Raw genomic sequence first — 14,829 nt, forward strand, 5'->3', positions numbered from 1 at the left:
AAGTGTCCCATACCCGTACAGGTTTGTGTACGCGTGAACAAATTCGTTAAGCACGCACTCGCTTCTTGGACGGACTAGCCAGTCTCTAATTGGCATAAGCAGCCAGGTGGAGTCAAAGAACACCCTTGATGAAAAATCCAGCTTGTATTAACCCTTTAACGCCTTTGTTTCTATACCCGAAGAATTAGCTATGGACCGCTTCTTTTTCGCTTAAACCAAGTACCTGCGCTGTTGAAGCATGAATTTCATGCAGAAGCTCTGGGTTTTCCATTAGCGACAAGCCATAAGAAGGAATCATTTCTTTAATTTTCGGTTCCCATTCTTTCATTTGTTCAGGGAAACATTTTCTCAGCACTTCGAGCATGACATGAACGGCTGTAGAAGCACCCGGAGAAGCGCCAAGCAATGCAGCGATCGACCCATCAGCCGCACTGACGACTTCCGTACCAAATTGCAGTGTTCCTTTGCCGCCGGCCTCCGTATCTTTGATCACCTGCACCCGCTGTCCCGCTACGACTAAATCCCAATCCTCGCTTTTGGCATTCGGGATAAACTCACGCAGCTCTTCCATGCGTTTTTCTTTTGACAACATGACCTGCTGGATCAAATATTTCGTTAATGCCATCTCTTTTACGCCTGCCGATAACATCGTTAAGAGATTATCCGGTTTTACGGAAGTGACTAAATCAAGCATTGAACCGGTTTTTAAAAACTTCGGTGAAAAGCCGGCAAACGGCCCGAACAGCAGTGATTTTTGATTGTCGATAAATCGTGTGTCAAGATGCGGCACAGACATTGGAGGAGCGCCTACCTTTGCTTTGCCGTAAACTTTTGCATGATGCTGTGCCACAACGTCCGGATTTTTGCACACCATAAAGATTCCGCTTACCGGGAATCCGCCAATATGCTTCCCTTCCGGAATACCGGATTTTTGCAGTAAATGTATGCTTCCACCGCCGCCTCCGATAAAGACGAATTTCGCCGTATGGGATTCAACCGTACCGCTGTCAAGGTTCCGCACTTTCAATTCCCACGAGCCGTCGCTCGTACGTTTAAGGTCATTCACGCTATGGTTGTAGTGTACATCGACGTTTTTGCTTTTCAAGTGATCAAACAGCATGCGCGTTAAAGCGCCAAAGTTGACATCTGTGCCAGAGTCGATTTTAGTTGCCGCTATCGGTTCATCCGCTGCGCGGTTCTGCATAATAAGCGGAATCCATTCCATCAGTTTTTTAGGATCCTCGGAAAACTCCATCCCCTGGAACAGCGGGTTATTTGACAGCGCTTTAAAACGCTTTTTTAGAAACGTTACATTTTCTTCTCCCTGCACTAAGCTCATGTGGGGCAGTGGCATAATAAAGTCCTCTGGATTATGTAACAGCCCGCTCTTTACAAGGTAAGACCAAAACTGCATGGAAACTTGAAATTGTTCATTAATGTTGATGGCTTTGCTGATGTCTACAGAGCCGTCCGGTTTCTCGACCGTGTAGTTCAGCTCACACAGTGCCGCATGCCCCGTTCCCGCATTGTTCCATTCGTTAGAGCTTTCCTCTCCTGCTTTTGAGAGCTTCTCAAATACTTTGATGTTCCAGTCCGGTACTAATTCTTTCAGAATTGTTCCCAAAGTTGCACTCATGACTCCAGCACCAATTAAGATAACGTCTGTTTTAGCTTCTCTGTTGCTCATGTTTACCTTCCTTATCCCCTGTATTTGTAAAACCTTAGATGTTACAAAAAGCAAGGCGCCACTTAGAAACACACCTTTTCTGTTTCAATTCTAACTATATCATTATCTATTATAATTATTTATAGAAGGAAATATCCACTGTTTTCTGATAATTATAAGCTATTTAATAAGTTTTAAGCTACTCTTTTAGATCATAAGCCAGTTATTTTTTTTAAAAACCATAAATGAAGAGTTATGAAATGGTTTTCACTTCACCTGGCAGATCAAAACATTTCATACACCATATTTAAATTTCATGTAATAATTTTATGCCTTTTATAAAAAATATTACATGAAAAAGACAATTATTACGAACGTATGTGTGCTATAATAATAAAAAATACACCTATATAAGAGGAATTGTAAAATGAGTGTAGAGAAAATTCAGGAGATTAACAAACTAAAAGCGTTAATGAAAAACTTATTACAATATCGAGAATGTGACATCACGCATAACTTTAGCGGCCTGTCTCTGACATATTGTAATCAATTCAAAACATTCATCATTAAACATATAAGCAGCGGAGAAATCGAAAAACATCATGACATTGATACTTGTTCGTTAGCAATATATGAGAAGTTAAATAATGAGGTGAAAGAAGCTGCTGAATAAGTGTCTTTTTTAAAGCATCAGTATGGCGGAAACAGAAAGTTCCCGGTATCCCTCTGATCTTTTCACAGGCATCTGTTTTGCAGGTGTCCAGCCAGTGGAAGGCGTACTTATGATGCACCACAGTCGTTTAATACCCCGGTTCATTCAAATCGGCCTGATTTTGATTACGGTATTGGTACTGCAACATAAATTTTTTCTTTTTAGTGGTTTATCTTTTCAAGAGAGTGGGTAAAGCGTTAACCTGCCACCTCTTGATTTCTACATACTGATTGCTTTTGCTACGAATTTTCCTCGGCCTTTTCTGTTTTCTTATTCGAGAAGTATCTGTCATTCCATGCAGCTGTTTTTTTACGTTTCTGCCGCAATTGCATAAAATACATTAGACTTTTCCGTTTTTAATCTTCATTCAGTTTATACCTGATTAAACGGCCGCACAGGCCGTTTTTTACTGTTATTCGTTTAACTTTCTACAGCAGCGGATAAATGATTTGGGACGCGGTCTTTAACTTCAATATTACAAATCCACCCTTTTGCTGCGAAGTCATCCCGCAGCCTTTTTTATGTCGTTAATACGGAATGATCACCTTACTTTCTTAAACATACGACAGCTCCTTGTAAAGAAAATAGTTCTTTATTCGATGCAGCTAACTGTTATCGCAGACTAACTAGATGACAAAGATGCTTTTAGTAGACCCGTCTAGTGTCTCATATTTGGCGTATTTAAAGTCTTTCCTCTTCATGAGCCTGGCTTAATCTGCTTGTCAGGATTGCTGCTGTTAAAAAATTGTTTCCTGACCATCGTTTTTTTAATAATCATTTTTTCTATAAAAAAGACCTCTCTAACTGTCAAACTAACAGTTGAAGAGGTCGTTCAATCGCAGACTACGGAATTTTCCTTATCCTGCTTTACGGATCACTATTTTTTTGCCTTTTTTACGCCACTCTTTGTATTCAGCTGCTGCTGTGAACAGAACGTCTGTAGACGAGTTCAGCGCCGTTTCAAATGAGTCTTGTAAAACGCCGATGATAAAGCCTACCCCAACGACTTGCATCGCAATATCAGCCGGAATTCCAAACAAGCTGCACGCCAGCGGAATCAGTAATAAGGACCCACCGGCAACCCCTGAAGCACCGCAAGCACATACAGCGGAAAGTATGCTTAGGATGATTGCCGTTGGAATGTCTACTTCGATGCCAAGCGTGTGAACCGCCGCAAGCGTTAAAACAGAGATCGTCACAGCCGCACCTGCCATATTGATCGTTGCCCCTAACGGAATAGATACGGAATAGCTGTCTTTATCCAAACCTAAATCTTCACACAATCTCATATTAACTGGAATATTGGAAGCGGAGCTGCGTGTAAAGAATGCAGTAATGCCGCTTTCCTTTAAGCACTTAAATACAAGCGGATAAGGGTTTTGGCGGATCATTGCAAACACTATGATTGGATTCACAAAGAGCGCTACGAAAACCATACAGCCAATCAATACAGCAAGCAGTTTTCCGTAGCTAAGCAGCGATTCAAGGCCATTTGTTGTAATCGATTCAATAACCAGGCCCATAATTCCCAGCGGAGCAAACTTAATCACCCACGCCACGATTTTCGATACGGCATCTGAAAAATTCGAAATGAGCGTTTTGGTTGTGTCAGCGGCATTCTTTAGCGCCAAACCAAGAACAATCGCCCAAGCTAAAATGCCGATGTAGTTCGCATTCATAATAGCATTTGCCGGATTATCGACAACATTGAGAAGTAATGTTTTCAATACTTCTGTTACACCGCTGGGAGGCGCGACTCCTTCAGCGCCCTCTGCAAGCGATAAGCTGACAGGAAAAATAAAACTTGCAATAACAGCGATTAAGCCTGCCAAAAATGTTCCTAAAAGATATAGGACAATAATCGACTTCATATTGGTTTTGTGGCCGCTTTTATGCTGAGCGATGGCCGACATAACCAGCACAAGTACCAGTATTGGCGCGACGGCTTTTAAAGCACCGACAAATAAAGTGCCTAAAATGGCCACTGGTTTTGCTGCTTCTGGAATAGTGACAGCCAGAATAATACCGATGATCAAACCGACCAGAATTTGTTTAACCAGGCTCACCTGATTCCACTTCTGCAGTACACTTTTCATAGATGTTCCTCCTATTATCTTAAAATAAATTTATAAAATTGCTCCTAGCGAGCGGCTCTTTTATCATTCCACCTCAAAAGGACAACTGTCTTTCTCATAAATAATATTATAATTAATTTGAGATATATTACAATACTATTTACATTATTAAAAAATGTTGTAATTATCGGAACATTCAAACCAATAAAGCGATAGAAAAATTATTATGCGAATAATTTTTCTATCGCTCTTTATTATCTGAATAACATAATGTCCTTGCGGAGGGGCTGAGTGTCCACCTCAACCAGACATATATTCAAAGCCATAAACTGGAACAAGCCCTCTTATTCGTTTTTCATCGCAAATTTCAGTTTATTTTCCAATGGAATCCAGATTATCACAATAGCACATAAAGCAATCACGGAGCAGGCAGCAAACATGAATGAATAAGAGGTTAACTGCACGATAAATCCCATGACAAGACCCCCAAGCGAAAAGCCTAAATCATAAGAGGCTAAAAAGATGCCCAATAAAATATGCTTTGTTTCCTTTGGCACTGCAAAGGAAATATAGGTCGTTAAAGCTGGATACAGCATGGCCGCTGCTAATCCGTTAAAAACGGCAGCACTATATGCAAATATGCTTGCCACTGGAAGGATCGCCAGCAGGCTTGTACCAATTATAGAGCTGACTAGTATAAGGGAGATAAATTTTGGATGCCATTTTCCATCTGAGGGAATATGCTTGCGGAAAAAGAAACGGCTTGCGACTACCACAATGGCTTGCAGGAACAAATAAAAAGCCGGATTTCCCGTTCCTGTCGTCAGCATGTACAGCGGCAAAAAAGTTGTGATGGCTCCAAAAACACAGGCTCCGATAAGCATCACGATGGATGACAGGATTAAACCATGCTGACTGCGCGCTTCTTTGATTGCTGCAGCCATTTCACGGAATGTAAAAGAAGAGCCAATTTTCTTCTTTTTAGGCAACGGAGATCCTATAAAAAATAACAAAGGAAAAATCGCTAAAAGAAGAATGAATACCCATAAGTAAACAAGATCAAAGCTTGTCCATAAAAGTAGTGCCAGCGCTGGTCCGTAAAGCCCCGGCAGAACGGTGGATAAAGAATAAAGGGACATCCCCTGCCCGCGGTCCTGATCTTTTAATAATTCAGCAATGCCTATTTGCATGGACATGGAGAAAAACGCCGTTGTTCCTCCTTGCAGCACACGCACAATATACAAACTGTCCGGCCCAATCCATACATATAACAAAAGTGCAGCCGCGTGAACGAGCAAAAGCCACTGCATAATTTTAAATAAACTGTGTTTTTCGATCATCTGCCCGGCCCAGGGACGTAAAAACATACAGACAAGCATATACAATCCCATCATGATCCCAATTTCCGCTTCCTCATAGCCTCTTTCTGCTGCTTGCAAAGGGAAAATAATCGTTAATACCGAATTTGCTGTAAAGAAAAACGCAGCGAGTGCGTAGAGTTTTGCCATCTGTGCTGATAACGGCCGATACTTCACGATACAGTCTCCTTTTGGCGTGAATCTTGAATAGAGGCATCACGTTTAATGGATAAACGAGCATCGAGCAAGCGCCGGCTAGTTGGATGCACCATACGAGATAATTCCTTTATGTCCGCTACATATTCAATAATTTCGCCTTGTTCCATAACTGCGACTTCATCAGCAAACAATTTTACAGCATGTAAGTCATGAGTGATAAAAAGATAGGTAAGGTTCTGTGTTTTTTGAAGGCTTTTTAAAAGCTTTAATATGCTGACTTGTACCAATAGATCAAGGCTGTTAATGGATTCATCCAATACAATAAATGACGGGTCAGTGGAAATGGCACGGGCAATGGTTACACGCTGCAGCTGACCTCCGCTTAACTCATGCGGAAATTTTGCCGCGTCTGCCCTTTGCAGGCCGACCTGTACCAATAATTCTTCAACCTTCTGCTGTAAAGCTTCCTTTGACAGCGATAAATGAACTTGCATCGGTTCAGCTATAATATCCTTTATTTTCATACGCGGATTCACTGCACTATAACAATCCTGGAATACAATTTGTAATTCTTTACGCAGCTGCTTTTTTACGCCTGCCTCAGCTTTATGTATATTTTGCGCTTTAAACAGGATTTCTCCGGCTTCCGGTTCTTCTATGCCTAGAATTAGTTTTCCAAGTGTCGTTTTTCCTGAGCCACTTTCCCCGACAAGAGCAAGGCAAATGCCCTCTTTCAGCTTTAGATTCACATTCTTAACTGCTTGAATGTCTTTTTTTCTCCCAAACCAGCCCTGTTTTCGATAGCTTTTTGAAACATTTTTTATTTCCAGCATTCTTATCCCTCTTCTCTAACCCAGCAGCCAGGTTTATACTCATACAGCGGCCCTATTGTCGTTCCTTCCCAAGAATCAGCTAACTTTTCAAGGTCTCCATGCTCGTCTCTTGCAGCCAGTAATGCTTGTGTATAGGAGTGCGCCGGCTGTGCGAGTACCCACTCTGCCGGACCGTATTCTACAACGACCCCCCGGCGCATCACCGCTATGAAATCTGCCATTTTCGCAATAACGCCTAGATCATGCGAAACAATAAGCATGCTTGTTTTTGTTTTTTGATGAAAATGAAGCAGTTCATCCAAAATATCCATCTGTGTCATCGTATCAAGTGCTGTTGTAGGCTCATCGGCAATTAATAAATTAGGCTGCATACAAGCTGCAAGAGCAATCATGATCCGCTGCAGCATTCCGCCGCTCAGTTCATGCGGATAACGATCCAGCAGCTCGTCCTCCGGCAATTGAAAACGGGCCAGCTGTTCGGCTGCCCGCTTTCGTGCGTGATGTTTGGATATGCGTTCATGAGATTGTAATGTTTCAACAAAATGATCCCCAATTTTTACGATAGGATTAAACATGGCCATTGGATTTTGCATAATAAGTGATATCTCTTTCCCACGCAAATGACGCATTTCCCGCTCACTTTTTGCTAATAAAGAGGTACCTTTATATATAATATCACCCGTGTAACGCCGGTTTTGGCGAAACAGCTGCATAATTGCATTGCAGAGCATGGATTTTCCGCTGCCGCTTTCTCCGACGATCCCAACAATTTTCCCCTGGGGAACAGTAAAATTCACATGTGAGACAACTTCTTTTTCACTATTATCTGTTTGGATAAAAACGGATAAATCCCGTATTTCCAGCATGCTTCTTCCTTCTTTCTACTTCATTTTAGGATCTATGGCATCGCGTAATGTATCACCAAACCAATCAAAGATAAGGACCGTCAACGAGATCATAGCCCCTGGTACAAACATAAGCATCGGATTGCTGCTTAAATACATTTTGCTCTCGCTGATCATCATGCCCCACTCTGGCATTGGCGCTGTTACCCCCAGCCCCAGAAAAGACAATTCTGAAATCAGTAAAACTGTACTGCCTGTCCCAATTAACAGCAATAAAAGGATTTGTGGAAAAACAAACGGCAAAATATGGCGCTTTACGATTTTCACAGTGGGAACGCCAGTCATTTTTGCATATTGCACGTATGTACTTTCTTTCAAGCCCCGTACCATGTTTCGAATAATACGCGCATACCCTACCCAGGAAACAATAATGATGGCGATAAACATATTCCAAACGCCGCCGCCTAGTGCTCCTACAATAACAAGAGCAAAAATAAAATGCGGAATGGCCATTAAAATGTCGCAGGCACGCATAAGAACAAGATCCGCTATCCCGCCTAAATATCCTGCTGCAACACCAACAACCATGCTCAGTACAAGCGTCACAGCGAGGACCCCCAGTGCCGTAAACAAAGAAACGCGCGCTCCCATAATGAGGCGTGATAATACACAACGGCCTAAATGATCGGTGCCAAACGGGTAAGCGGCCGACATGCCTTGCAGTTTCATTGCCATATTGGTTGCATACGGATCATTTGGTGCCAGCCACGGTGCAAAAACAGCCGTACTAACAAGCAGTAAAACGATCATGCTGCTGATGATTAATGGAACAGATTTTTTCATCATATGTCGCCTCTCTTTAAACGTGCCCGGGGATCTACGATTGCGCAAAGCAAATCCGCCAGAAAATTAAATATGACGTACAATGTGCCAATGATTAAAATAAAACCCTGCAGCACAGCATAATCTCTCGCTGCCATAGACTCCACAAGATAACGGCCCACACCAGGAATCGCAAAAACCGCTTCAATAATCGCAGCACCGCCCAAAAGCCCTCCGCAAGTCATCGCCAGTGAAGTAAAAAGTGCCGGCAGTATTCCTTTAAGCACGTGTCTGCGAATAATAATAGATTCTTTTACTCCGCGCGCTCTTGCAAAAGCGATATGCGGCTTTTCTATTTCTTCCAGCATGCTTGTCCGGATCAGCCGAATATAATAAGGAATATAACCGAGAGCCAATGTGAATGCCGGCAAAACAGACTGTTCGATTGTGCCCCAGCCCATCAACGGCAGTATACCCCATTTTAAAGACACCACATAAACAAGAACAAAGCCCAGCCAAAAGCTTGGCATAGACGCAGTAGCGAAGACAAGAGCACGTGTAAACCTGTCCACCAAACCTCCCTGCTTCACTACCGACCAAATACCAATAATGCCGCTAATTGCGATAACGATAAAAAAAGCGGCTGCAGCAAGGCCCAGCGTAACTGAAAAGCGGCTCAGCAACTCCTCCGCCACGGGTGTTTTTGTGAGAAAAGACTGACCAAAATCCAATTGCACTGCATTCATCAGCCACAATCCATACTGAAAAAGCAAAGGTTTATTCAACCCTTGCTCTTCTCGTATCTCTTCAATTGCTTCCTCTGTTACAGGCAGATTATTAATCGCAAAATAAGCTTCTACCGGATCGACGGGTATGAGGCGAATAAGGAAAAAAGAAACCAGCGTCACACCCCAAATAGCAGCAAGCATGCTGCCCGCCCGCTTTAACAAAAAAACGCTCATATGTGTTATTTCACCTCATACGTGTTCAGCGGCACTTCGTATTGCTGCATAGAGAATGATAAGTTTTGAACACGTTTATTGGCTGCTAAATAATTGGTCCGGTAAGAGATCGGCATAAAAATTGCTTCCTCGTGGATAGTCTGCAAAATGTTCTCATATAATTTGCGGCGCTCTTCTTCATTTGTTGAACGGATAACTTTTGAAATGTTGTCTGTCAGCTGATCAGATGTCGGGATTCCTTTTTGTGCATAGTATCCGATTTGCTGTTCTCCGGCCATTGTACGGATATACATATGAGGATCATATGGAACGCCCCATGTATCGTTGGCTATTAAATTGAATTCCCCTTTTTTTGCCCGGGCGATCATCAATTGCCATTCCTCGCCGATTAATTGTACATCAATCCCTAATTCACGCCATGCGCCTTGTATATACTCTGCAATGGCTTTATCCACTTGCTCATTGCTGTTATAAGGCATCACCAATGTTAACGTTTCGCCATTCTTCGTGCGGAACTCATTGCCAGGCTCAAGTTTCCACCCGGCTTTTTCTAACAGTTCGATGGATTTGTCTGTATCGTATTGATAAGGATCAAGTGAAATATCACTGTACGGATAACCAGGCGCAAATAAAGACTGTGCTTCTTTTTCAAGATCGTTTAACACATGTTCAATAATAGTTTTCCGATCAAGTGCGTGCTGCAGTGCCAGCCTTACATTTTTATCTTTTGTCGCGCCGTATGTCGAATTAATCGCTAAAATGCGCGTTGAAAGCGGATCTGAAATTTTTGTTTCATACTGCCCGCTCTGTGCCAGTGTTTGATATTCAATCGGAGCAAGCTGGCCGCTGCCAAAGATCAAATCAATGTCACCGTTTTGAAGAGCCATCGTACGTGCCTGTGAATCTGGAATCACTTTGACGATTACTTTTTTAAGCTTCGGCTTTTCTCCCCAGTAGTTTTCATTACGTGAGAATTCTGCGTGACTGTCTTTTTTATAATCTGTTAAAACCCATGGGCCTGTCCCAACCGGCGCTTTGATTCCGTTTTTTGTTCCATCTTCTAGAAAAGCGCTGTCTGCAAGCATACGCAATGGACGAATTAACGTCAGTTCTTGCAGGAATGGATAATATGCTTCTTTCAACTGAACTTTTACGGTTAATTCATCTACTGCTTCAACGTGGTCGATGATCGCTACCGCTTCGAGCCAGCTGTGAGCAGCGCTGTTTTCAAGTACGGCATCAAAATTTCGTTTAACGTTTTCAGCCGTAAGGGTTGTGCCATCTGAGTAAAGAACATTTTCACGCAGCTTAAACGTGTACGTTTTACCGTCTTCTGAAGTTTCCCAAGACGTGGCAAGTGCCGGCTCTATTTTGCCATTTTTACCATATGTAACAAGTGGATCATACAGCATTGCCTGCGCAAACATTTCGTTCTCTGCATATACATGCGGATTCCCCGAGCCAATATCTTTTGCCCAGGACATCGTTAATACATCGGATCCTGTTGTTTCTGAGTTACTGTTCCCCTGTTCTTTTTCCGTGTTGCTACATGCAGCAAGTACGCCAACTAATAAAACAAGTATTAAAGTGAACCAATTTTTCATGACCCTTCTCCTTTTCCCCTTCAACAATGATTATCATTATCAATTATAATGCATATCATAAATTGTTTTCATTTGTTTGTAAAGGTCTTTTTTCCTGTAAGTGCGAACTAATTTACGATACTGAAAGAATGCTAGAACTAGTGGAGTTAAATGGAAGTAGGATAAAAAACTTTTTAATAGCTTGCATTTTCAAAAAATACGTTTAGTCTCCTGCCTGCCATTACTCTATTGAAGCCTTATACCTGCAGTGCTACAGTTAAACATGTAATCAATCAAAATAAAGACAAGGAGGCTGAAACAATGAAATACTACGTGGTAGATGCATTTGCAGAGAAGTTGTTTGAAGGGAATCCTGCCGGGGTTTGTATTATGGAAAGCTGGATTTCTGACGGTCTGATGCAAAACATTGCAGCTGAAAACAACCTTTCAGAAACCGCTTTTGCTGTTAAAGAAGGAGACAGCTATCGATTAAGGTGGTTTACCCCATCTGAAGAAATTGACTTATGCGGGCATGCGACACTTGCCACAGCGTTTGTAATTGCGAATTATTATGAACATGATGCAGAGCGGCTTACCTTCCAGACGATGAGCGGAGAGCTGGCAGTAGAGAAAAAAGGAGACCTATATGAGCTGGACTTCCCAAGCAGAATGCCGGAAGAGGTCCCGTTAACAGAGCAAATGATAGAAGCCCTTGGTGTGACGCCTGTAGAAACGTATATAAGCCGCGATTTGATGTTTGTCCTCGAAAGTGAAGAAGCTGTTCAAAACGCAGCACCCAATTTTTCTAAACTAAAAGAACTGCCGGACGGAGTGGGTGTTTCCATTACGGCAAAAAGTGAAAAATATGATTTTGCATCCCGAAGCTTTTTTCCAAAGTTAAATGTCAATGAAGATCCTGTATGCGGCTCTGCTCATTGCAACTTCATTCCTTTCTGGGCAAACCGTTTGGGCAAACATGAACTGACAGCAAGGCAGCTTTCCAAACGGGGCGGAACATTATACTGCAAGCTGGAGGGTGACCGGGTTAAAATCGCCGGCAGAGCGGTTCTGTACTCCATTGCGGACCTGCAAATCAGGCTATAAACTGGCCTGTACATATAATACAAAACATGGGTGAAAAATGATTTATGATTCTTCACATCTCCTTTTAGCGGTTTTTTCTCATCCAGAACAAAGCAGGAAAGGATCAACAGAATGAAAAAAGGTATTTTACTCTTGATCATCGCCACCCTTCTATGGGCAGGCAACTATATATGCGGCCGTTACTTAGGGCCTGCTTTACCCGCAACACTATTGAATACGATACGCTGGGCTATCTCAACCTTAATTCTCTGGGGGTTACTAGCACTGAATAAAAAACAGCTTCCTCTCATCGCAAAATGGAAAGAATTTTTCATATTAGGCTTCTTGGGCATCTTTGCTTTTTCCACCTTAAATTACATAGGATTAAAGTCGATTAGTGCCTCACAGGCGGGCATGATTTCAGCAGGCATTCCCATTGCCATCTTATTTTTCACCCCCTTCTTTCTTAAGGAGAACATAAAGCTAAAGGCCTGGATTGGTGCAGTAGTATCCATATTGGGCGTGATTCTGCTTGTCTTAGGCAAACAGGGAGCTTCTTCTGAAGGGTCAATTACGGGCGAAGCCGCCATCCTTTTATCCTGTGTGGCCTGGGGCATGTATACCGTTCTCGGCAAAAAATACGGAAGGCAGATCGACCCGCTGACTATGACAGCAGGAGCCGCTTTTTACGGTACCCTGCTCAGTGCCGTCAGCTGTATCGGAACAGTGGATACAGGAGCGATTCATATGACGCCAACTGCATGGCTTTGTATCGTATATGTGAGTACCTTTGCGTCCGTAGCAGCATATTTTGCTTGGAACGCAGGCGTAAAAATCGTGGGGGCCGGACGCGCAGCCCCCTATATTAACCTGCTTCCTGTCTGGACGGTCCTCTTAGGAGTTCTGCTGCTGCAGGAGCAAATATCAGGGCTGACCTTGGCTGGCGGAATCATTACCATCCTGGGAGCGGTTTTAGCCAGCTTATAAATACGGTCTTTTCTTTTATATTTAGTAAAAGGGCATGTTTTGACTTTTCGAAACATGCTCTTATGTTTCTTCTCAAGTATGTACTTTGAGAAATGAAATTTACTATTTTCCTAAAAGTCAATATACACCAGTATAAACAACTATAGGTTATACATATGAAATCTTTTTCGAATGGCTAAAAATCTACTAAAACCGCACTTTAACGGTGAATTTCCGGAACAGTATCAGGAGCCGCCCAGCCTTCAATAAGAAATGAGCCCCCTGCCTGACTGCGGCGAAACCAGTTATAAAGGCTCTGGCAGATTAACAGGCAAAAAAGCGCTTGTTAGAGGCTGGCCGTGCGGCTGCGATTGCTTATGCCCGCGAAGGTGCAGACGTTACGACCAACTACCTGCCTGTGGAACAGCCGGATGCAGAAGAAGTTAAAAAGCTGATTGAAAAAGAAGGCCGGAAAGCAGTTCTAATCCCGGGCGATCTGCGCAGCGAGGATTTATGGTTGAAGAAGCCAACAGCGAGCTTGGCGAATGAGATATCCTGGCGCTCGTTGCTGGTAAACAGCAGACTGTAGAAGACATTATGGATCTTTCGACTCAACAAATCCAAGCGACATTCGAAACAAACGTATTTCTCTGTACTGGACCGTAAAAGCAGCGATGCTTCGTTTATCAGCAGGAGCATCGATTATTACAACCACCTCTGTTGAAGCCTTTAATCAGTCACCGATGCTGTTAGACTATGCAGCAACGAAAGGCACGATTATGAACTTTACAAAAGCATTCGCCAAACAAGCGGCCTCGAAAGGTATCCGGGTAAACTCCGTTGCACCGGGCCCATTTGGACAACTATCCAAATTTCTGGAGGACAGCCGGCCGAAAACATTCCAAAGTTCGGTCAAGGAACTCCGCCTACCCTGCTGCGGCGCGCGGGACAGCCGGTAGAACTATCAGACGTATATGTATTCTTAGCTTCTGATAGCCAGCTACGTTACCGGCCAGATCTATAGCGTAACCGGCGGGATGCCCGCTGCCTAAGGGATCTCTTTTTATTTTCGAATAATATACAAAGCGGCGAATAAGTACCGCTTTGTTTTATGTTGAGTTAAAAAGCAGGAGGTGTCACTGAAAATAAAATACTGACTTCATGGCTGGCTGCGTTTGTCCACCTATGCTCCGTGTGGGCTGGAATTTTAACACTGTCGCCTGTCTGCAGCTCATATTCATCCCCTAACAGCGTTAAACCGATTGGTCCCTTTAATACAAACGCGACTTCTTCCCCTTTATGAGAAAGCGGCTTTTCAGATGAATGGCTGCCGGGGGCCAAGCGCATTATGGCTGTGGCAAGCTGACTCGTAAAGTCAGGCGAAACCAATTCATAATGAAGTCCGTCAATCACCATTTGCTTGCGGTCTTCCTTCCTTACAATCAGCTCTTTTGCATTAATCTCTTCCATAAGAAATGTAAAAACCGGTACATCTAACACTTTCGACAGAGATTTCAGTGTGTGAATGGATGGATTGGCACCGCCTTTTTCAATCTGACTTAACATTGAAGGCGTAATCTCTGCCCGCTTCGCCAATTCCCTTAAAGAAAGACCCAAATTTTTTCTTAATTCTTCTACTTTTTGACCAATGGAAGATCGGTTCATGATGCACCTCTTATTAAATTATATTTAATTTTTTAATTTTTATTGAACAAGTTATTTTACCTGTGTTAAATTAAAATTAACATATTTAATGAAAATGAAC

The 14,829-nt window shown here is 42.7% G+C and carries 12 protein-coding genes and 1 pseudogene; 4 read left to right on the forward strand and 9 right to left on the reverse strand.

The window, feature by feature from the left end; genetic code table 11:
* Positions 1–184 precede the first annotated feature (184 nt).
* The gene (locus tag L2D08_RS18040; RefSeq protein ID WP_309241411.1) at positions 185–1,702 is read right to left on the reverse strand and encodes a malate:quinone oxidoreductase; all 1,518 of its coding nucleotides are present in this window, start codon (positions 1,700–1,702) and stop codon (positions 185–187) included.
* A gap of 391 nt (positions 1,703–2,093) precedes the next feature.
* Here L2D08_RS18040 and L2D08_RS18045 point away from each other — a divergent pair, with 391 nt between their 5' ends.
* Positions 2,094–2,339, forward strand: a complete 246-nt coding sequence (locus L2D08_RS18045) for a hypothetical protein (protein WP_242235861.1) — start codon at positions 2,094–2,096, stop codon at positions 2,337–2,339.
* Positions 2,340–3,235: 896 nt separating this feature from the next.
* Here the strand turns inward: L2D08_RS18045 and sstT are convergent.
* The 7 genes from sstT to nikA all read right to left on the reverse strand — a co-directional run bounded on the left by sstT (position 3,236) and on the right by nikA (position 11,036).
* A complete protein-coding gene (gene sstT / locus L2D08_RS18050) occupies positions 3,236–4,474 on the reverse strand; it encodes a serine/threonine transporter SstT (RefSeq protein ID WP_242235862.1) in 1,239 nt (412 codons plus the stop codon).
* Between the two features lie 323 nt (positions 4,475–4,797).
* On the reverse strand, positions 4,798–5,988 hold the full coding sequence (gene cntE, locus L2D08_RS18055) for a staphylopine family metallophore export MFS transporter CntE (RefSeq protein WP_242235864.1): 1,191 nt from the start codon (positions 5,986–5,988) through the stop codon (positions 4,798–4,800).
* A complete protein-coding gene (locus L2D08_RS18060; RefSeq protein ID WP_242235866.1) occupies positions 5,985–6,803 on the reverse strand; it encodes an ABC transporter ATP-binding protein in 819 nt (272 codons plus the stop codon). Before L2D08_RS18060 ends, cntE begins: the two co-directional genes overlap by 4 nt.
* A 2-nt stretch (positions 6,804–6,805) precedes the next feature.
* The gene (locus tag L2D08_RS18065; RefSeq protein WP_242235868.1) at positions 6,806–7,669 is read right to left on the reverse strand and encodes an ABC transporter ATP-binding protein; all 864 of its coding nucleotides are present in this window, start codon (positions 7,667–7,669) and stop codon (positions 6,806–6,808) included.
* 15 nt (positions 7,670–7,684) lie between these two features.
* Positions 7,685–8,494: an ABC transporter permease gene (locus tag L2D08_RS18070; RefSeq protein WP_242235871.1), complete on the reverse strand. Its 810-nt coding sequence runs from the start codon at positions 8,492–8,494 to the stop codon at positions 7,685–7,687.
* Positions 8,491–9,432, reverse strand: a complete 942-nt coding sequence (locus tag L2D08_RS18075) for an ABC transporter permease (RefSeq protein WP_242235873.1) — start codon at positions 9,430–9,432, stop codon at positions 8,491–8,493. The genes L2D08_RS18070 and L2D08_RS18075 overlap by 4 nt, the downstream gene beginning before the upstream one ends.
* Before the next feature lie 5 nt (positions 9,433–9,437).
* Positions 9,438–11,036, reverse strand: a complete 1,599-nt coding sequence (nikA, locus tag L2D08_RS18080) for a nickel ABC transporter substrate-binding protein (RefSeq protein WP_242235874.1) — start codon at positions 11,034–11,036, stop codon at positions 9,438–9,440.
* A gap of 300 nt (positions 11,037–11,336) precedes the next feature.
* Between nikA and L2D08_RS18085 the strand changes: the two genes are divergently transcribed.
* From L2D08_RS18085 to L2D08_RS18095, 3 genes and pseudogenes are all read left to right on the forward strand, one after another.
* Positions 11,337–12,119: a PhzF family phenazine biosynthesis protein gene (locus L2D08_RS18085; protein ID WP_242235875.1), complete on the forward strand. Its 783-nt coding sequence runs from the start codon at positions 11,337–11,339 to the stop codon at positions 12,117–12,119.
* A gap of 111 nt (positions 12,120–12,230) precedes the next feature.
* Complete coding sequence (locus L2D08_RS18090) at positions 12,231–13,085, forward strand: DMT family transporter (protein WP_242235877.1); 855 nt, start codon at positions 12,231–12,233, stop codon at positions 13,083–13,085.
* 171 nt (positions 13,086–13,256) lie between these two features.
* Positions 13,257–14,116: pseudogene (locus L2D08_RS18095) on the forward strand (SDR family oxidoreductase).
* A 67-nt stretch (positions 14,117–14,183) separates the two neighbouring features.
* Here the strand turns inward: L2D08_RS18095 and L2D08_RS18100 are convergent.
* Positions 14,184–14,729, reverse strand: a complete 546-nt coding sequence (locus tag L2D08_RS18100; protein ID WP_242235878.1) for a helix-turn-helix domain-containing protein — start codon at positions 14,727–14,729, stop codon at positions 14,184–14,186.
* Between the last annotated feature and the right edge of the window lie 100 nt (positions 14,730–14,829).

This window comes from Domibacillus sp. PGB-M46 (assembly GCF_022668875.1).
GTDB lineage: Bacteria > Bacillota > Bacilli > Bacillales > Domibacillaceae > Domibacillus.